Here is an 18,021-nt window from a genome sequence, read left to right as displayed (position 1 = left end):
GCCGGTCCGAAAGGACGGCGGGGTTTTGTTTTGCATGGACACTCAGGTTGGATTCCTGTGGGTCCTGTGGGATTCCCGGCCGAATGAGGTCAGACCGGACCACGCCAGATCACGCCAAATCAATCCGCATCGACAGATCGAGCGTCTGGCCGTGACCGAGCACGACGTGATCGTTGTCGAACTCGCCGACACGATGCGTGGAGGGTTCGAGGCAGAGGTAGGGGCGTCCGGCGGGGGAGTGCAGCACGAGCCATGTGGCGTTGTCGCTGCGCACCGTGGCGGCGCGCAGGCCGCCGGCATAGTCGATGCGCGCTTCGAAGCGCCCCGACTCGGCGGGCACTTCGGCAAACCAGGTCGAACGTCCGCCCGTATCGAGGCCGCCGCCGACCGACACCACCTCCATCGGCCCCACGTGCACGCGTTGCTCGCTGGGCCAGCGAATCGCTTCCGAAGGGGAGCGCCAGAGCGCTTCGGACTCGAAGGTCAGGCGCGCGCCTGCCGGCCAGCGAAAGTACGGATGCAGTCCGAGTCCGGCAGGCATTTCCTGCGCCGAGAGGTTCGTCAGCGAGAGTTGCATATCGAGGCCATGCTCGTCGAGCGTGACCGACAGATACGCCTGATAGTGCCAGGGCCACGCGGGCTGCGCCGGGCAGTTGAGTTGCAGCACGCAGCAGTGTGGACTTTCGTCGACGACCTCCCATTCGCGCCGCAGTCCCCAGCCGTGCAGCGAACTGGATGCGACCGGCGCTTCGTGAACGGCGATCGTGCGCCCGCGCCAGTGCAGCGTGTCGTCGCGCAACATATTGGTATACGGCAGCATGGGAAACGCACCGGCCTTCGGCCATTCGTCGGAGGAAAATGGCGCATCGCCAAGCGGCACGAGGTAGTCGAACAGATCGCCGCGCGTGTCGCGCCGCGCGAGTCGCGAGAGGCGAGCGCCGCAACCGGGCTGCACCTCGGCGATCAGGGCGCCGCTGGCGAGACGAACCGGTTTGCCGGGGGTGAGGGTGGTTGGGGTGAGCGGTGGCGAATCCGGTTGGCCAGCCCGGTGCTGTGCGCCTTCGGCGCCTGTGGATGTCATCGTCGGTATCTCCTTCATCGGCGTCGAGAGATGGTGAGGTGGCGCGGGCCGGAATCTATCGCTGCGGTCTCGCGTCGTGACGCCTGCCGCACAGCATACGCCAATGCGAGGGCGTATCATTTTGATGCAGTGCAAACGCTGTCGCGCGCGGCGGTTTCATGGCAAGATGCCGATCCCGCAAGGCGGGAGGCCCGCCGTATGCGGAATGATCGAAAACACTAGGTATTGTGGTGACGGCATAATCCACCACAATATATGGTGTCGATGGGCTGGAATGAGTGACAGTATTGTGCTAAATTGGAGTCATTCGATTGACGTCGGGAGGTCATGATGTTGCAAGACAACGTTTGCAGCTCCCGCACCGGCGTCATCGGTCAAATTAGCGCGAAAGCGAATCTGCTTCACCCCCAACACCAAGCGTTACCATCAGCGGATTTTTCGTCGTCATCGTCAAGTTGACGGCTGCACTATCGGCAATTTTTTCGTCGGCCCTTCGTTACCGAACGGCTGATCTGTCAATTCGGCGATGCGCGTCACGCGGCGTGTATCGCATCAACCTGAACGGACCGAGACCCTATGCTTAATTGGGAAGAAGACACCACTACCGCCAAGCCCGCTGCGCCCGCCGCTCCGGTGGCTCCGGCTGCACCTGCTCCGAACATTCTGGGCACGCAAGACGATACCCCGCACACGATCGCCTCGCAGTCGACGCGCCGCGTGAGCGCCTCGGACAAGCGCGTGATCAACGGCACGACAGACGTGAACCAGCTGGTGCCGTTCAAGTACAAGTGGGCATGGGAAAAGTATCTGGCCGGTTGCGCCAACCACTGGATGCCGCAGGAAATCAACATGTCGCGCGACATCGCCCTTTGGAAAGACCCGAACGGTCTGACCGAAGACGAGCGCCGCATCATCAAGCGTAACCTCGGCTTCTTCGTGACGGCAGACTCGCTCGCCGCCAACAACATCGTGCTGGGCACGTACCGCCACATCACCGCGCCCGAGTGCCGCCAGTTCCTGCTGCGCCAGGCGTTCGAAGAGGCGATCCACACGCACGCTTATCAGTACATCGTCGAGAGCCTCGGGCTGGACGAGGCCGAGATCTTCAACGCATATCACGAAGTGGCGTCGATTCGCGACAAGGATGAATTCCTGCTGCCGTTCATCGAAGTCGTGGCCGATCCGTCGTTCAAGACGGGTACGCAGGAAGCCGACCAGAAGCTGCTGCGTTCGCTGATCGTGTTCGCGTGCATCATGGAAGGCCTGTTCTTCTACGTCGGCTTCACGCAGATTCTGGCGCTGGGTCGTCAGAACAAGATGACCGGTGCTGCGGAGCAATATCAGTACATCCTGCGCGACGAGTCGATGCACTGCAACTTCGGCATCGACCTGATCAACCAGGTGAAGCTGGAAAACCCGAACCTCTGGACGCCGGAGTTCCGCGAAGAGATTCGCGAGCTGTTCAAGAAGGCCGTCGAGCTTGAGTATCGCTACGCTGAAGACACGATGCCGCGCGGCGTGCTGGGTCTGAACGCAGGCATGTTCAAGAGCTATCTGCGCTTCATCGCGAATCGTCGCTGCGCGCAAATCGGTCTCGAAGCGCTCTACCCGAACGAAGAAAATCCGTTCCCGTGGATGAGCGAGATGATCGACTTGAAGAAGGAACGTAACTTCTTCGAAACGCGAGTGATCGAGTACCAGACCGGTGGCGCACTGAGCTGGGACTAAGTGTTGACCCGGTGCTCGCTCATGAAGGCGCGAGCACCGAATGAAAAATGGATGTGTCGCGCAACGCGAGTATCCATGCGGGTTTCGAGAGGGTGGTGTGTGCGTGCGTTGCACGCGTGACTGACGCAATGAGCAGTCGAAGACGTGGCGTAGCTCACGCACATCATCCTCACTCGCACGTTGAAGTTGCCTCTCGACAAACGCATCGCGCGCATCGACATGCGAGTGTGATGTGCATCAAATACAACAGATTGACTTCTTCGTTACGATTGATGTGCGCTTTTTTTTGCACAAAGTATTAACATCGCATCACAAAAGAATTATTATTCGCTCAAATAAATTGCAGTCTCGATGAACACACGAAAGCACTCACTGCTTTCCTCCCGCGACAGAGAGCTGGTAGTTACGGAGCGTAAAAACCTTGGTGCATAGCAAGCAGTATCGCTTATCCGCTATCGCAAACTCCTCCATCCCGATGACGGGACAGGCAAGCTACCCCCCGAAGAATCTGGCGAACTCCCTTTCTCAAGACAATCGAATTGCTGGCGGCAATGTCGCCGGCAATTTTTTTGCGCGCGTGACCACACACGGTCAGCGTCATGCGTGCAGCGCCGAATTCATTAGCGTAAGCCGTCGAAGTCCGATGCGTACGCCGATGAATAGCCCGCTCGCCGGCGGTTCCCGCACGGTGGTCGGGTTTCCTTCTCAGGTAGTTTCGTTTGAGTGATCTTTCACGTTAAGGAGTCATGTGATGGCTACTACTGCTAAGAAAAAACCCGCAGCAAAGAAGGCTGTTGCCAAGAAGCCGGTAGCGAAGAAGGCTGCTGCTGCCAAGAAGCCTGTCGCCAAGAAGGCTGTGGCTGCTAAGAAGCCGGCAGCGAAGAAGGCCGTTGCCGCCAAGAAGCCGGCAGCCAAGAAGGTCGCCGCCAAGAAGCCGGCAGCCAAAAAGGTTGCAGTGAAGAAGGTTGCCGCCAAGAAGCCGGTCGCCAAGAAGGCAGCAGTGAAGAAGGTCGCCGCCAAGAAGCCGGTCGCGAAGAAGGCAGCAGCGAAGAAGGTTGTCGCCAAGAAGCCGGCAGCCAAGAAGGCCGTCGCCAAGAAGGCAGCCGCTAAGAAGCCGGCCGCCAAGAAGGCTGTCGCTGCCAAGAAGCCGGCTGCGAAGAAGGCCGCTGCCAAGCCTGCTGCGAAGAAGGCTGCTGCGAAGAAGCCGGCTGCCAAGAAGGCTGCCGCCAAGCCTGCTGCGAAGCCTGCCGCTGCGAAGAAGCCTGCTGCCAAGAAGCCGGCCGCGAAGAAGGTTGCCGCCAAGCCTGCTGCTGCTCCTGCAGCACCGGCCGCTGCACCCGCAGCTGCAAAGACGACGCTGAACCCGGCGGCGGCATGGCCGTTCCCGACCGGCAGCCGTCCGTAATTCGAGTGCCGATGCAGGAACCAAGGCACTTAGGTGTCTTTTGATCGAGTAGGCCTACTCGATCCGAAACCCGCTGTGATGAGCGATCGTCACAGCGGGTTTTTTCATGCGGAAACGAAAACGGGCGGCCGAAGCCGCCCGCAACGCCAGGACATCGACGCGAGTCAGTGCGTCACACGTGTCACGCCGCCACTCGAGAGCAGACGCACGCGCTGACCCGGCTGAAACGCCTCGTCGGCATCTTGCGTAATGGCCCGCAACTCGCCGTTGTCGAGGCGCACGGTGATTTCCAGCCCGGCCTTCTTGCTCACGCGACTCTCGATCGCCTGACCTGCCACTGCGCCGAGCAGACCACCGACGATCCCCGTCGCAATCGAACCACGGCCGCCACCGATAGCGCTACCGCCGATGGCGCCGAGCGCACCGCCACCGGCGATGCCGAGAATGCCGGGGTCGCCATTGCTGCTGTCGATCGTGACCGGACGCACCGATTCGACCGTGCCCATACGCACAACCTGTTCGCGTTGTGCCTGACGGCTGCTGTAGACGCTTGCCGAGTTGCTCGGACCGAACGCCGTGCAGGCGGACAGAGAGAGCGACGCGGCTGCGGCGATGAGAATGAGCGGTGTGGTGAATCGTGCCATCGTTGTGCCTTTCCTTAAATCACTCGAAGCGGTGGCCGAACGCTTCTTCATATTGCGCTTCGATTTCCGAGCGTGTGGGTGCATAGGTCTGCGGGCCCTGCTCGGCGATCTTGAGCGAACCCATCAGGCTGGCCAAGCGGCCAGTGGTCGGCCAGTCGAGGCCCTTCTCGATGCCATAGAGCAAACCACCACGGAAGGCGTCGCCGCACCCGGTGGGGTCGACGACACGCTTGGCGGTCACGGCAGGAATGTCGTGTTGCTTGCCGCCGGCGAAGATCTGGGCCCCGTGCTCTCCGCGCGTGACGACAAGTGCCTCGACACGCGACTGGAGGTCTTCCATCGACAGTCCAGTCTTCGTGCTGAGGAGCTTGGCTTCGTAGTCGTTGACCGCAAGATACGTTGCGAGTTCCACCATGCGACGCAGTGCCTCAGGGGTGAGCAACGGCAGGCCCTGCCCCGGATCGAAGACGAAGGGCACGCCGGCTTCGGCGAAGCCTTCGGCGTGGGTGAGCATGGCGTCCGGGGCGTCCGGGGCGACGATGCCTAGCGTGGCGCCCTTGGCATCGGCCACGCGGTTGCGCGCGGAGAACATCATCGCGCCAGGATGGAAGGCGGTGATCTGGTTGTTGTCCAGATCGGTCGTGATCATCGCATTGGCCGTCATGCTGTCCGTGACCGTGCGCACGAATTCCGTGGTCATGCCGAGCGACTGGAAACGCTCCAGGTATGCCGCGCCATCTTCGCCGACTGTGGCCATGACGACGGGCGTGCCGCCGAGCAGTTTCAGGCTGTAGCCGATATTGCCGGCGCAGCCGCCGAAGTTGCGGCGCATTGTCGGCACGAGGAAGCTGACGTTCAGGATGTGCACCTGATCAGGCAGGATGTGTTCGCCGAAGCGGCCTTCGAACGTCATGATGTTGTCGTAGGCCAGCGAGCCGCAGATCACGGTAGTCACGGGAATTTCCTTGCGAAAAGTAAGCGGGGGAGAGGCCAACGGAAGATGGCTGACGGTGATCCGTCATGCTGTTCTGGGCCGCTGGACAAAAAACGAGCCGGTACATGTCGTGCATCGGCGCGGGAATTACGGGCCTGCGAATGCTGGCGTTTGCGCGATCCGACGGATGCCGCGCGGGCGGCATGCGTCAGATCGCAGCAGCGCGTGATCGCGTCACGCGCTCGCGAAATTACGAAATCACGAGAGCGCGGCGAGCGCGGCGTCGTAATTCGGTTCGTTCTTGATTTCCGGTACCAGCTCGGCGTGCACGACACGGTTCTCGGCATCGAGCACGACCACGGCACGTGCGGCCACACCGGCGAGCGGGCCGGTCTTGATCTCGACGCCATAGTTATTGAGCAACTCGCGGCCGCGCATGGTCGAGAGCGTGACGACATTGTTCAGACCTTCCGTGGCGCAGAAGCGGCTCATGGCGAACGGCAGGTCGGCCGAGATCACGAGCACCACGGTGTTCTCCAGCTTGCCCGCGGCTTCGTTGAACTTGCGGGTCGACGTAGCGCACGTCGGCGTGTCGAGGCTCGGCACGATATTGAGGACCTTGCGCTTACCCGCGAAGTCGTCGAGCGTGACGTCCTGCAACTTGGCGTTGACCAGCTTCAGTGCCGGTGCGGTTTGACCCTTCTGCGGGAATTGACCGCCGACTTCGATGGGGTTGCCCCCGAGCGTGACTTGGGACATCTATCTCTCCTAGGTTGAGTGCAACAGCGCTATCAGGGATAGAACGCGAGCACCCGGTAATTACTGGCTAGCGCTGCCTGCGCCGACAATCGTAACCGAATCGTGCGTTCGCTGCGTGGCGCCAGACCCGCTTCGCGCATGCTTGCCCCGGCGACGTATTCATTCGCTGAAAAAACGCGACGCACCACGGGCTTGCCGTCGAGGTCCGAGAGCGTGAGTTCGAGCGACGGCCACGCCAGCGCGTAGTCGGCCTGATTGCGCACGAAGACGGTCAGCGTCATCGGGACTGCGTCGGTGGGGGCAAGCGCATCGGGCGCCGCCACCGCATCGCTGGCCGTTGCTTCGACGGCGGACGCCGACGCATCGCCGCTATCCGCGGCTCCCACCGATTCCGCCGCTCCCGCAGTGTCGGTCACGAGCGTCACGCTGGAAATCTGGATCTGATCCGGCACACGCGGCAAGCCGATCGTCACATGCAGAGGCTGGCCAATCGCCGCGAACACGCCGCGCAATGCCGGTACGCGATCCACGAGGGCGGCGCGCTCGATCCATGCCCACTGACCGAGCAGGCCGATGACGGCGAGCGCCATCAACACGCGCCAGATCGCGCGCGCGGCGCCCGGGTGCCGTTGGGCTTCACTGCGATCGGGCGATGACGTTTCGATGCGAGACGGCGTTGCCGTCGGCGCACTCAGCACGGTGGGATCGTCGTCCACATCGTCCATATAACGGCCCGGCCCGTGCTGCATCTGCGCACGGCTCTCGTCGGGCGTGCCAAGCAGGGCGGCGATGGCCGTGGGCGTGAGCATTTCCGGGATCGGCTTGTCACCGCCGGCCGCGGTTCCCGCCGACGGGGCAGGCGTCGTATTCGATACGCCGGGCTGGCTCCCATGCGCTGCGGTGTCGGGTGGCGCGACAAGGTCGGGGTTCGCCGGCGCTTCCTGTTCCTCGGCGGGCGGATCGCAGAGATAGGCGCGGCCGTCGAACACCTCACGGCAATGGCCGCAACGCACGAGGCCGTCGCGCAGCTTGAGCTGATCCGCGACGACGCGAAAGACCGTGTGACAGTGAGGGCAGCGGGTGGCGAGAACGCGCGAGGACTGGGTCATGGATGGAAGACTCGGGAGACTCGGCGCGCGTTGCGCTGTTTAGCCTGAGGCCTGCCCGTGCAGGCAGACCCAGCCGTCGTGAGCGCGCCAGACCGACATCTTCATATAGGGCGCGTAAGCCGCGATCACTTCGTCAGCCTGCCGCTCCAGCACGCCGGACAGTGCAAGCCGGCCGCCCGGTGCGACGCGCGACGTCAGCATCGACGCGAGCAACTTGAGCGGGTTCGACAGAATGTTCGCGACCACGATATTGAACTGGCCATCGCGCAAGTCGTCGGGCAGACCGTATTCGACCGGGGCGTGGTTGCGTTCACTGTTGTAACGGGCGGATTCCACGGCTTGCGGGTCGATGTCGATGCCGATGACCGGGTCGGCGCCGCACTTGCGCGCGAGAATTGCCAGAATGCCCGAGCCGCAACCATAGTCGAGCAGCGACTCGCCGGCCTGCACGTGCTGTTCGAGCCATTCCATGCAAAGGCGCGTGGTCGGATGGCTACCGGTGCCGAAAGCCAGGCCGGGATCGAGTTCGAGAATGAGGGCGTCGGTGTCCGGGGCGTCGTGCCACGACGGCACGACCCAGATCCGCTGGCCGATCTGCATCGGCTCGAACTGCGATTGCGTCAGGCGTACCCAATCCTGCTCCTCCACGTCACGCAATGTGAAGGCAGGGGACTCGGCAAGCCCCAGTTCGTTGACCGCCGCCGCGAGCAACACGGCGGCGTCCTGATCTTCGCCCACCAGCGCCACCACGCGCGAGCGCTGCCACGCGGTGTCGGGCGGGGTCAGACCCGGCTCGCCGAACATCGGTTGCTCGTCGGGCGTGTCGGCGTCCGCGTCTTCCACCGAGACCGACAGCACGCCCAGATCGAGCAGGGCGTCCGACAGGGCCTCGGCCTGCGCGCGGGCAACTTCTACGACGAGTTCGCGATACATGGCGAGTGTTTCCTGCTAAATAGCTCAATTACCGCCGACGGCAGACTTCTGCGCCAGCTTGTGTTCCAGATAGTGGATGCTCGTGCCGCCTTCGACAAACTTGGCGTCGAGCATCAATTCGCGGTGCAGCGGAATGTTCGTCTGGATACCTTCGACCACGATTTCCGACAGCGCCACACGCATGCGGCGAATCGCCTGCTCACGCGTTGCACCGTAGGCGATCAGCTTGCCGATCATCGAGTCGTAGTTGGGCGGCACGAAGTAGCCGTTGTAAGCGTGCGTGTCGACGCGAATGCCGGGGCCACCCGGCATGTGCCAGGCGGTGATGCGGCCCGGCGACGGCGTGAACTTGAACGGGTCTTCGGCGTTGATGCGGCACTCGATGGCGTGCCCCTGGAACTGGATGTCGCGCTGGCGGTAGGCGAGCTTCTCGCCCGCCGCGATGCGGATCTGTTCCTGCACGATGTCGACACCGGTAATCATTTCCGTGACCGGGTGTTCGACCTGCACGCGCGTGTTCATTTCGATGAAGTAGAACTCGCCGTTCTCGTACAGGAACTCGAACGTACCGGCCCCGAGGTAACCCATCTTCTTGCACGCGTCAGCGCAGCGGTCGCCGATGCGCTCGATCAGACGACGCGGAATCAGCGGTGCGGTCGCTTCTTCGATCACCTTCTGGTGACGACGCTGCATCGAGCAGTCGCGCTCACCCAGCCAGATCGCTTGCTTGTGCTTGTCGGCGAGCACCTGGATTTCGATATGGCGCGGGTTCTCGAGGAACTTCTCCATATAGACTTCCGGGTTGCCGAAGGCACGGCCGGCTTCTTCACGCGTCATGTTGACCGCGTTCACGAGCGCCGCTTCCGTGTGCACCACGCGCATGCCGCGACCACCGCCGCCACCTGCGGCCTTGATGATCACCGGATAGCCGACCTGGCGTGCAATTCGCACGATTTCCTTCGGATCTTCGGGCAACGCGCCTTCCGAACCGGGCACGCACGGCACGCCGGTCTTGATCATGGTCTGCTTGGCCGAGACCTTGTCGCCCATCAGGCGAATGGTTTCGGGGCGCGGGCCAATGAACGTGAAGCCCGATTGTTCGACGCGCTCGGCGAAATCGGCATTCTCCGACAGGAAGCCGTAACCCGGGTGGATCGCCTGGGCGTCGGTCACTTCGGCCGCGCTGATGAGCGCAGGCATGTTCAGATAGCTCAGCGGCGACGGGGCCGGGCCGATACAGACCGCTTCGTCGGCGAGCTTGACGTACTTCGCTTCCTTGTCGGCTTCGGAATAGACCACGACGGTCTTGATGCCCATCTCGCGGCACGCGCGCTGGATGCGCAGGGCGATTTCGCCGCGATTGGCGATGAGAATTTTTTCAAACATTATGTGCAGTCCTGCCCGTATGGGGAGAGGAGCGGGGCCGGACGCCCGATGCCGCGCAGATGGCGCAAGGCCGTGCGGGCGAGGCGTCCGACAACCGGCATTAGCCGATCACGAACAGCGGTTGACCGTATTCCACGGCCTGACCGTTCTCGACGAGGATTTCCTTGATCACGCCGGCCTTGTCCGACTCGATCTCGTTGAGCAGCTTCATCGCTTCGATGATGCACAGGGTCTGGCCTTCCTTGACCGAGTCGCCGACTTGCGCGAACGGATCGGCGCCCGGCGACGGGGCGCGGTAGAACGTGCCAACCATCGGCGATGTCACGATATGGCCTTGCGGCACGGCCGGTGCCGCGGGCGCTGCGGCCGCTTGCGTGGCGGCGGGCGCTTGCGCGGCGACCTGCGGCATGGCGGCCGGCATGGCCATCTGCATCGGGGCGGCGATGACTTGCGGGGGCGCCTTGACGATACGGACCTTGCCTTCGCCTTCGGTGACTTCGAGCTCGGAAATACCCGATTCGGCCACGAGGTCGATCAACGTCTTGAGTTTGCGCAAATCCATGAAGGAAGCTCCTTGATTCTGTATCGACGCGGGCGCAACGTCCCGCGAGAGGAAATGGGGATAAGAGAGGACTACCCGCCGGCGAGTCGCCGCAGGGCAAAATCGAGTGCGTAGGTATACCCGCGCCAGCCCAGGCCGCAGATGACACCTTGCGCGATATCGGAAAAGTACGAGTGATGCCGGAAGGCTTCGCGCGCATGAACGTTCGAGAGGTGAACCTCGACGAACGGGATGCCTACCCCGGTCAACGCGTCGCGAATTGCCACGCTGGTGTGGGTATAGGCCGCAGGGTTGATGACGATGAAGTCGATCGACTCGCCGCGTGCCGCCTGAATCCGGTCAACCAGTGCCCCTTCGTGATTGCTTTGGAATGTCGCCACCTCGGCACCCGCCGTCTGGGCCTGCGCCACAAGGGCGGAGTCGATGTCGGCCAACGTCGTGCGACCGTACACCTCCGGCTCGCGAGTACCGAGCAGGTTCAGGTTGGGGCCGTGGAGCACGAGAATGCGGTGAGGCATCGGCGAATCAAATTTCACGAAATTGGGCGCAATTAAACGCCAGTTGGTGGATTTTGTCCAGTGGGGCGAAAATGGAGCCCCCGCCGGTCACGCCCGGCGGGGCTTCCCAAGGCGGGGCGCTTTCCGACCTGGGGTCAGATGAGCGGCTTGAGTGCCGAGCGGACCTCGTCCGACGTGATGCGGCCCAGCTTCTCGTAGTGCATTCGCCCCTGCGGATCGATCACGACGGTAAACGGCAACGCACCGGCCTTGTTCCCGAGCGCGCGTGCGAGGTCGGTGCCCGCATAGCCTGCCACCAGCAACGGGTAATCGACTTTCACCTTTTGCTCAAAGGCGATCATGTTTTGCGCCGTATCGATGCCGATACCGACGAATTGGACGTTTTTGGTGCCGAATTCAGTGGAAAGCGCCTGCAAATCGGGCATTTCCTCCACGCACGGCCCGCACCAGGGCGCCCAGAAATTCACAACGAGCGTCTTGCCTTTCCATTGCGATACGGCCTGATCATTGCCTTTGAGGTCGGGCAGGCGGGTGGCGAGGAGTTGGGCGACGGCGGCGTCCGACGCGTTGGGCGTTGGCTGGTTGCGGTGGCCGAGCCAGAAACCGGCCGCCAATCCCGCCAATGCCAGAATCACGAGAATAGCGATGCGTTTTGCCATGATGTGTACGGGGCGGAAGATTCGGGAATCAACGGTAAACGAAATATGAACGTCAATTGCGAAGAATTAGTGGCGATCTGGCGGTGATCTGGCGGTGATCTGGCCGCGATTTCGCTGTGAACCGATGGCGACTCGCTACGGCGTCATTGGCTGTGTTCATGACGCGAGGCTTCTGCCTCGGCCATCAGGGCGCGCAGTCCCTGAGCGTCGGTCCGCACCGGGCGGCCGTTCCCGTCGGAGGCCTTGAGCGCGCCGCGCATATCGTCCGTGCCATACAGCGCGAGGTGCACCCCCGCCGGTTCGCCGCGCTGGCCGCGCTCGCGCCACAGGAAACTCAGCGTCTCCACCATGCCTCGACCATTAAAATGACGGCTCTCCGAGACTTCGTAGTCGATCCCTCGATTGAGCATGTCGATCGCGACTTCCTTGGGGTTGTCGCAAAAAGCCTGCAAGTAGATATCCGATAGCGCCGTGGCTGTGCCGTTGTACACCGCACCGGTAATGTACGGGCGATAGCGCTCGAACGCTGTCATGACCGTCAGCGCGACCTGGCGCAGATGCGCGAGTTCATCGGGCTGGGTGTCCGAGAGGAACGTCTGCACGTATTCGCGCACTTCCGCCTCGATCTGGTCATTATCCGGCAGCAATTCCCCTGCAATTCGCGTCTCTCCGGTGACCTGTTTCGCTGCCTTGCGCTTCGCGCTCGCGTAGTCGGCCCCCTCTTCGGCGATAAGGCGAGCAGCGGCCAGCGCGATCTCGTCGCGCAGGCGTTGGGCGTCGGTCCAGGATTTGCGTGTCATGCGGACGATGATACCCGAAACGCATTGGGGTTCGCGCCACAGGTACAATGGAGCCCTTGGCTTCTGGCACTCCCATTTCCCGCACGGGCTCGACCCGTTCTCACCACGCTCCCCATCCATGCATATTCATATTCTTGGTATCTGCGGCACGTTCATGGGCGGTCTGGCAGTCCTCGCACGTCAGGCCGGTCACACCGTCACGGGTTGCGACGCCAACGTCTATCCGCCAATGAGCACCCAGCTCGAAGCGCAGGGCATTCGTCTGATCGAGGGTTTCGACGCCGATCAGGTGTCGCTGGAGCCGGACCTGTTCGTGGTCGGTAACGTCGTGTCGCGCGGCAATCCGCTCATGGAAGAAATCCTGAACCGGAATCTGCCGTATACGTCCGGGCCCCAATGGCTCGGCGAGCATGTCCTGTCCAAGAAATGGGTGCTGGCAGTGGCCGGCACGCACGGCAAGACGACCACGACCTCGATGCTCACCTGGATTCTCGAAGACGCCGGATACCACCCGGGGTTTCTCGTTGGCGGCGTGCCGATGAACTTCGGTATTTCGGCGCGGCTGACCGACAGCGATTTCTTCGTGATCGAGGCGGACGAGTACGACACGGCGTTCTTCGACAAGCGTTCGAAATTCGTTCACTACCATCCGCGTACGGCCATTCTGAATAACCTCGAATTCGATCACGCGGATATCTTCCCGGATCTCGCCGCAATCGAGACGCAATTTCATCATCTCGTGCGAACGGTCCCGGGGCAGGGACGCCTGATCGTCAATGGTCGCGAACCGGCGCTCGAGCGTGTGTTGGCGCGCGGATACTGGAGCGAGATCGAGCGCTTCGGTGTGGCCGATGGCTGGCATGTCGCGCAGGCAAACGAGGCGCTTGCCTCCGGACAGGAAGCGTTCTGGGTGCACCAGGGGCCGAAGGCTGCGGGTGAGGTGAAATGGGCGCTTCAGGGGGAGCACAACCGGATGAATGCGCTGGCCGCCCTCGCTGCCGCGCGTCACGTGGGCGTGCCGCCGGAACAGGGCGCTGCGTCGCTGGGCAAGTTCCAGAATGTGAAGCGTCGCATGGAAGTGCGCGGCGAAGCCGGCGGAGTGACCGTCTATGACGATTTTGCGCATCATCCGACGGCGATTCAGACGACGCTTGCCGGATTGCGTCGGCGTGTCGGCCAGGCCCGCATCCTTGCGGTGCTGGAGCCGCGCTCGAACACCATGAAGCTCGGGGTCATGAAGGCACAATTGCCCGCCAGTCTGGCCGACGCCGATCTGGTGTTCGGTTATGGCGCGCCGTCCGGCAAGGACGCCCTGGGCTGGAATCTTGCGGAAGCGCTGGCGCCTCTGGGGACCCGTGCACAAGCGTTCAGCGACATCGACGGTCTGGTGCGCGCCGTCGGCGCCGCAGCGCAGCCGGGCGACCAGATCGTGGTGATGAGCAATGGCGGCTTCGGCGGGATCCACCAGAAACTACTGGATGCGCTGGCTGCGCGCGGGTGAGCGGGCCACAGTGGGTAAATTGCCCGGACTTGGCGCGTATGCGCATACTGACTCGGCTCTCTCGGGACTGACATGATTCTTTATTTGCACGGCTTTCGTTCGTCGCCGCGTTCCTTCAAGGCGCAATTGATGGCCGCACGCATGCATCGGCTGGGGCATGGCCGGCATTGGGCGTGTCCGCAACTGCCGCCGTCGCCGTTGGCTGCAGTTGTCGATGCGCAGCGGTTGCTCACCGGCGTGAGCGCCGACGAGCTGACCATCGTGGGCAGCTCGCTCGGTGGGTACTACGCCACATATCTGGCGGAAAAACTGGGTTGCCGTGCCGTGCTGCTCAATCCCGCCACGCGCCCGTACGACGACTTGGGGAAGTGGCTCGGCGAACAACCGCTGTGGCACGGCGGTGGAACGATTGTCGTCGAACCCCGTCACCTGGACGAACTGCGCATGATCGACGTCGCCCGCATCACGCGTCCCGAGCGCTACCACCTTGTGGCGGCCACGGGCGACCAGACGCTGGACTACCGCGACATGGTGGCGAAGTTTCCGGGCGCGAAGCTCACGCTGATCGAGGGCAGTGACCACGGGATTTCCGATTTCGAGAACTACATGGACGACGTACTGCGCTTTGCCGGCGTCGGCATTTCTGCAGCGCCAGACGCAGCAAGCCCTTGCGCGGGCGACTGACGCGTTTGCCCGTTCTGCCCTAAACCGCCGTACATTGGCGGGCTACAATATCGCCTATTGCGATCGATGGCTGTTTCATGAACATTTTTTTTGAGGAATCCGGCGGCTTCAAGGCTGGCACGGTGTTGTCGCAGCAGGGCGAGTCGTATCAGGTGGAGTTGCCTGGCGGACGTCGCAGCAAGATCAAGGGACGTGATGTCCTGTTGCGTTTCGAGTCGCCCACCCCCGCCGAGTTGATCGCGCAGGCGCAGGCTGCCGCACAGGACATCGACATGAGTTTCCTGTGGGAATGCGCGCCGGCCGACGAGTTCGCGTTTCCGGTGCTGGCCGCCGAATACTTCGGTGAAGGCGCGAGCGTTGCGCAGCAGGCGGGTCTGGCGCTGGCCTTGCAGGCCTCGCCGATCTATTTCCGTCGCAAGGGCCGGGGTCAGTACCAGCGTGCGGGACAAGAGCAGCTCGAAGCTGCGCTTGCCGGTCTCGCGCGCAAGCAGCAACAAGCCGAGTTGCAGGCGTCGTACGTCGATCAGATGATTGCGGGTACGCTGCCGGACGCGCTCAAGGGCAAGGAACTCCAACTGCTGTTCCGTCCTGACAAGAACACCATCGAATGGAAGGCGCTCGAAGCGGCCGCCATTGCCATGGGCAAGACGCACGCCGAGGTGATGCTGGCTTGCGGCGGCATCGCGTCGCCGCGCGCCTATCACGAAGCGGCGTTCCTCTACGAACACTTTCCGCGGGGCACCGGCTTTCCCGATGTGGGACCGACGCCGCTGCCGGGGGACGATCTGCCGATTGCCGACGTGCAGGCGTTCTCCATCGACGATTCGACGACGACGGAAATCGACGATGCGCTTTCGGTACAGGTGCTGCCCGACGGCCTGCTGCGCGTAGGGATCCACATCGCGGCGCCGGCGCTGGGCATCACGCGGGGTGACGCCATCGACGAGATTGCGCGCGCGCGCATGTCCACGGTATATGCCCCGGGCGAAAAGATCACGATGCTGCCCGATTCGGTGGTCGAGGCTTATACGCTCGCCGAAGGCGGCGCACGTCCCGCGTTGTCGCTGTACGTCGTGGTCAAGGCGGATACGTATGACATCGTGACCACTGAGACGCGCGCCGAGCGCGTGCCCATCGCCGCGAACCTGCGCCACGACGAGCTCGATTCGGTCATTACGGCACAAACGCTGGCTGACGGCACCGGCGACTATCCGCACAAGGAAGCGCTGCGTTTGCTGTGGCCGTTCGCGCAGTCGCTGTATGAGAAGCGCCAGGCCGCGCGCGTGGGCTATGGCTTGCGCCCTGAGGTGCAAAACAAGACCGACTTCAATTTCTACGTCGACGGCGAGCACATCACGATCAGGCAGCGTCTGCGGGGTGCGCCGCTCGATCTGATCGTTGCCGAAATGGCGATCCTTGCGAACAGTCGCTGGGGGCGTTTGCTGGCCGAATGCGGCGTGCCGGGCATTTACCGCGCACAGCGGGCCTACGGCGTGAACCGCACGCGTATGCAGACATCGCCCGCGCCGCACGAAGGGCTAGGTGTCGAGCAATACGCATGGAGCACCTCGCCGCTGCGTCGCTATGTCGATCTGGTGAATCAGTGGCAATTGATCGCCTGTGTGCGCCACGGCGTGACGGCGAAGCTGGCAGCGCCCTTCAAGCCGAAAGACGCCGATCTGTACGCCACCGTGTCGAGCTTCGAAGCTGCGTACGCGGCATATGCCGAGCATCAGAGCCGCATGGAGCGGTACTGGTGCATGCGCTGGCTGATTCAGGAAAACAAGTCGCAAGTGCAGGCGAGCGTGCTCAAGGGCGACACCGTTCGTCTGAACGACATTCCGCTCACGTTGATCGTGCCCGGGCTCAGTCCGCATGCGCGGGGCACGCAGATCATGCTCGACGTGCTGTCGTTCGATGTCGTCACGCTCAGTATCTCGGTGCGTGTCGCGCAAGTGCTCGGCGCGAGCCAGAGCGCGCTGGCGGACGACGACGACGAGGGCGACGGCGGCGCGGGTCATGGTGGAGAGGGCGGTGACGGCGGCCAGGGCACTGACGGCACCGATGGTGCTGAAGGTACGGAGGGTGCCGACGGGGCCGATGATGGCGATGACGGCATGGACACGGACGAAGCCCGTGGCGACATCCGCACCGCACAGGGCGATGCCGACGACCATTCGACGATGGGGCGAGTCGATGCTCCCGCCGATGCCGACGATTCGGCGCAGACGCTGACCACTGGCGCCGCTCACGGGGCATCGCCACGCTCGGCGGCGCTGATGGCGGCGGGCGCCCACGACGCGCCGGCCGGTCCCGCGTGCTGAAACCCGCACTGCCTTCCGGCAATCTGGTCGCGGCGCGTCGCCGCGGCTGGTCCCTCATGCGCGAGCATCCGCTTGCCACCGGCCTTCTCTTCTCGGCCGTGGTGCATTTGCTCGCGTTGGCGGTGCACTTCGTTGCGCCGGACAGCTTCCGCCTGCACAGTGCGGATACCCCGCTCGAAGTGGTGCTCGTGAACGCCAAATCGGCCGTCGCACCGGAGAAGGCCACCGCGCTTGCGCAGGCTAATCTCGTAGGCGGCGGCGAACACGACGGCGAACGTGCGACCTCGCCGTTGCCGTCACGCGAATTGGAGCGCGACGGGGCGCCGGTCGCGCAGATTCAGCGCAATGTGAGCGATCTGGAAGCCATGCAGGAGAAGTTGCTCTCGCAGCTTCGCAGTCAGTACGCAACCTCGCCAGAGGCACAGCGTAACCGCATCGACTCGCCGCAGCGAGGCCAGGGCCTCGACGATCAGACCGTCGACCAGCAGATCGCACGTTTGCAAGCCGAAATCGACAAGCAGTTGCGTGCGTATCAGACGCGCCCGAAACGCGGTCAGGTGACGGCAAATACGCGTGAAGTTGCGTACGCACGCTATTTCGACGCACTGCGTCATCGAGTCGAGCGCTACGGCACCGAGCACTTTCCGCAGATGGGCAACGAGCGCCTCTATGGCGAACTGATCGTCACGCTCAATGTGAATCAGCGCGGTGGTCTCGGATATCACAAAGACGGTTGGAATGTCGCGGGTGTGGAGGTGACGCGTAGCTCGGGTAATCGCGATCTGGACCGGCGAGCCGTCGCCATCGTGCAGGCCAGCGCGCCATTCGGCGATTTCTCGCAGGAAATGAAGCAACGTTACGACATTCTGGAGATCGTCACGCGCATGACCTTCACGCGACAGGGTGTGCAGGCACAAACGCTCGGCGCTCCCGCGAGCGGCAACGTTCAATAGACCGCTCGCATTCTCGAACCCGGCATCGTCGCGCACTTTAT

General features: G+C 63.0%; 17 protein-coding genes. 6 read left to right on the top strand and 11 right to left on the bottom strand.

Going from position 1 to position 18,021, the window contains the following annotated elements:
- Nucleotides 1-109: 109 nt before the first annotated feature.
- Entirely contained in the window at nucleotides 110-1,081 is a 972-nt protein-coding gene (locus UC34_RS21545) for an aldose epimerase family protein (protein WP_044457132.1), read from the bottom strand.
- A 576-nt stretch (nucleotides 1,082-1,657) separates the two neighbouring features.
- Here UC34_RS21545 and UC34_RS21540 point away from each other — a divergent pair.
- Nucleotides 1,658-2,809 carry a ribonucleotide-diphosphate reductase subunit beta gene (locus UC34_RS21540; RefSeq protein WP_044457131.1) on the top strand — a complete coding sequence of 384 codons (1,152 nt, stop codon included), beginning with the start codon at nucleotides 1,658-1,660 and terminating at the stop codon, nucleotides 2,807-2,809.
- A 751-nt stretch (nucleotides 2,810-3,560) separates the two neighbouring features.
- A complete protein-coding gene (locus UC34_RS21535; RefSeq protein ID WP_044457130.1) occupies nucleotides 3,561-4,214 on the top strand; it encodes a histone H1-like repetitive region-containing protein in 654 nt (217 codons plus the stop codon).
- 164 nt (nucleotides 4,215-4,378) lie between these two features.
- Here the strand turns inward: UC34_RS21535 and UC34_RS21530 are convergent, their stop codons facing one another.
- From UC34_RS21530 to UC34_RS21485, 10 genes are all read right to left on the bottom strand, one after another.
- Complete coding sequence (locus UC34_RS21530) at nucleotides 4,379-4,858, bottom strand: outer membrane lipoprotein (RefSeq protein WP_044457129.1); 480 nt, start codon at nucleotides 4,856-4,858, stop codon at nucleotides 4,379-4,381.
- Nucleotides 4,859-4,877: 19 nt separating this feature from the next.
- On the bottom strand, nucleotides 4,878-5,813 hold the full coding sequence (locus UC34_RS21525) for a carbohydrate kinase family protein (RefSeq protein WP_044457128.1): 936 nt from the start codon (nucleotides 5,811-5,813) through the stop codon (nucleotides 4,878-4,880).
- 237 nt (nucleotides 5,814-6,050) lie between these two features.
- A complete protein-coding gene (gene tpx, locus UC34_RS21520) occupies nucleotides 6,051-6,551 on the bottom strand; it encodes a thiol peroxidase (RefSeq protein ID WP_044457127.1) in 501 nt (166 codons plus the stop codon).
- Between the two features lie 32 nt (nucleotides 6,552-6,583).
- Nucleotides 6,584-7,660: a DUF3426 domain-containing protein gene (locus UC34_RS21515; protein WP_044457126.1), complete on the bottom strand. Its 1,077-nt coding sequence runs from the start codon at nucleotides 7,658-7,660 to the stop codon at nucleotides 6,584-6,586.
- A gap of 39 nt (nucleotides 7,661-7,699) precedes the next feature.
- Nucleotides 7,700-8,593: a 50S ribosomal protein L11 methyltransferase gene (gene prmA / locus UC34_RS21510; protein ID WP_044457125.1), complete on the bottom strand. Its 894-nt coding sequence runs from the start codon at nucleotides 8,591-8,593 to the stop codon at nucleotides 7,700-7,702.
- Nucleotides 8,594-8,617: 24 nt separating this feature from the next.
- Complete coding sequence (accC, locus tag UC34_RS21505) at nucleotides 8,618-9,979, bottom strand: acetyl-CoA carboxylase biotin carboxylase subunit (protein ID WP_044457124.1); 1,362 nt, start codon at nucleotides 9,977-9,979, stop codon at nucleotides 8,618-8,620.
- Nucleotides 9,980-10,079: 100 nt separating this feature from the next.
- A complete protein-coding gene (gene accB / locus UC34_RS21500; protein WP_044457123.1) occupies nucleotides 10,080-10,541 on the bottom strand; it encodes an acetyl-CoA carboxylase biotin carboxyl carrier protein in 462 nt (153 codons plus the stop codon).
- Nucleotides 10,542-10,612: 71 nt separating this feature from the next.
- Entirely contained in the window at nucleotides 10,613-11,059 is a 447-nt protein-coding gene (aroQ, locus tag UC34_RS21495; RefSeq protein ID WP_044457122.1) for a type II 3-dehydroquinate dehydratase, read from the bottom strand.
- A gap of 134 nt (nucleotides 11,060-11,193) precedes the next feature.
- Nucleotides 11,194-11,718, bottom strand: coding sequence for a TlpA family protein disulfide reductase (locus UC34_RS21490; RefSeq protein WP_044457121.1), 525 nt, complete (start codon nucleotides 11,716-11,718; stop codon nucleotides 11,194-11,196).
- Nucleotides 11,719-11,861: 143 nt separating this feature from the next.
- The gene (locus UC34_RS21485) at nucleotides 11,862-12,518 is read right to left on the bottom strand and encodes a hypothetical protein (protein WP_044458536.1); all 657 of its coding nucleotides are present in this window, start codon (nucleotides 12,516-12,518) and stop codon (nucleotides 11,862-11,864) included.
- Nucleotides 12,519-12,636: 118 nt separating this feature from the next.
- Between UC34_RS21485 and mpl the strand changes: the two genes are divergently transcribed.
- The 4 genes from mpl (at nucleotide 12,637) to UC34_RS21465 (ending at nucleotide 17,980) form a co-directional block, all read left to right on the top strand.
- On the top strand, nucleotides 12,637-14,019 hold the full coding sequence (mpl, locus tag UC34_RS21480; RefSeq protein WP_044457120.1) for a UDP-N-acetylmuramate:L-alanyl-gamma-D-glutamyl-meso-diaminopimelate ligase: 1,383 nt from the start codon (nucleotides 12,637-12,639) through the stop codon (nucleotides 14,017-14,019).
- Between the two features lie 72 nt (nucleotides 14,020-14,091).
- Entirely contained in the window at nucleotides 14,092-14,703 is a 612-nt protein-coding gene (locus tag UC34_RS21475; RefSeq protein ID WP_044457119.1) for a YqiA/YcfP family alpha/beta fold hydrolase, read from the top strand.
- Nucleotides 14,704-14,780: 77 nt separating this feature from the next.
- The gene (locus UC34_RS21470) at nucleotides 14,781-17,027 is read left to right on the top strand and encodes a ribonuclease catalytic domain-containing protein (protein ID WP_044457118.1); all 2,247 of its coding nucleotides are present in this window, start codon (nucleotides 14,781-14,783) and stop codon (nucleotides 17,025-17,027) included.
- Nucleotides 17,021-17,980, top strand: coding sequence for an energy transducer TonB (locus UC34_RS21465; protein ID WP_052811176.1), 960 nt, complete (start codon nucleotides 17,021-17,023; stop codon nucleotides 17,978-17,980). Before UC34_RS21470 ends, UC34_RS21465 begins: the two co-directional genes overlap by 7 nt.
- Nucleotides 17,981-18,021 lie beyond the last annotated feature (41 nt).

The sequence above is a fragment of the Pandoraea vervacti genome, assembly GCF_000934605.2.
Classification (GTDB): domain Bacteria; phylum Pseudomonadota; class Gammaproteobacteria; order Burkholderiales; family Burkholderiaceae; genus Pandoraea; species Pandoraea vervacti.
Note: the sequence above shows the minus strand (reverse complement) of the source record. Positions and strands in the feature narration are given on the sequence as shown.

Bases quoted from the DNA above. Each gene is read 5' to 3' on its own strand.
- UC34_RS21545 (WP_044457132.1), bottom strand. From the start codon at position 1,081: ATGACATCCACAGGCGCCGAAGGCGCACAGCACCGGGCTGGCCAACCG.
- UC34_RS21540 (WP_044457131.1), top strand. From the start codon at position 1,658: ATGCTTAATTGGGAAGAAGACACCACTACCGCCAAGCCCGCTGCGCCC.
- UC34_RS21535 (WP_044457130.1), top strand. From the start codon at position 3,561: ATGGCTACTACTGCTAAGAAAAAACCCGCAGCAAAGAAGGCTGTTGCC.
- UC34_RS21530 (WP_044457129.1), bottom strand. From the start codon at position 4,858: ATGGCACGATTCACCACACCGCTCATTCTCATCGCCGCAGCCGCGTCG.
- tpx (WP_044457127.1), bottom strand. From the start codon at position 6,551: ATGTCCCAAGTCACGCTCGGGGGCAACCCCATCGAAGTCGGCGGTCAA.
- UC34_RS21515 (WP_044457126.1), bottom strand. From the start codon at position 7,660: ATGACCCAGTCCTCGCGCGTTCTCGCCACCCGCTGCCCTCACTGTCAC.
- prmA (WP_044457125.1), bottom strand. From the start codon at position 8,593: ATGTATCGCGAACTCGTCGTAGAAGTTGCCCGCGCGCAGGCCGAGGCC.
- accC (WP_044457124.1), bottom strand. From the start codon at position 9,979: ATGTTTGAAAAAATTCTCATCGCCAATCGCGGCGAAATCGCCCTGCGC.
- accB (WP_044457123.1), bottom strand. From the start codon at position 10,541: ATGGATTTGCGCAAACTCAAGACGTTGATCGACCTCGTGGCCGAATCG.
- aroQ (WP_044457122.1), bottom strand. From the start codon at position 11,059: ATGCCTCACCGCATTCTCGTGCTCCACGGCCCCAACCTGAACCTGCTC.
- UC34_RS21490 (WP_044457121.1), bottom strand. From the start codon at position 11,718: ATGGCAAAACGCATCGCTATTCTCGTGATTCTGGCATTGGCGGGATTG.
- UC34_RS21485 (WP_044458536.1), bottom strand. From the start codon at position 12,518: ATGACACGCAAATCCTGGACCGACGCCCAACGCCTGCGCGACGAGATC.
- mpl (WP_044457120.1), top strand. From the start codon at position 12,637: ATGCATATTCATATTCTTGGTATCTGCGGCACGTTCATGGGCGGTCTG.
- UC34_RS21475 (WP_044457119.1), top strand. From the start codon at position 14,092: ATGATTCTTTATTTGCACGGCTTTCGTTCGTCGCCGCGTTCCTTCAAG.
- UC34_RS21470 (WP_044457118.1), top strand. From the start codon at position 14,781: ATGAACATTTTTTTTGAGGAATCCGGCGGCTTCAAGGCTGGCACGGTG.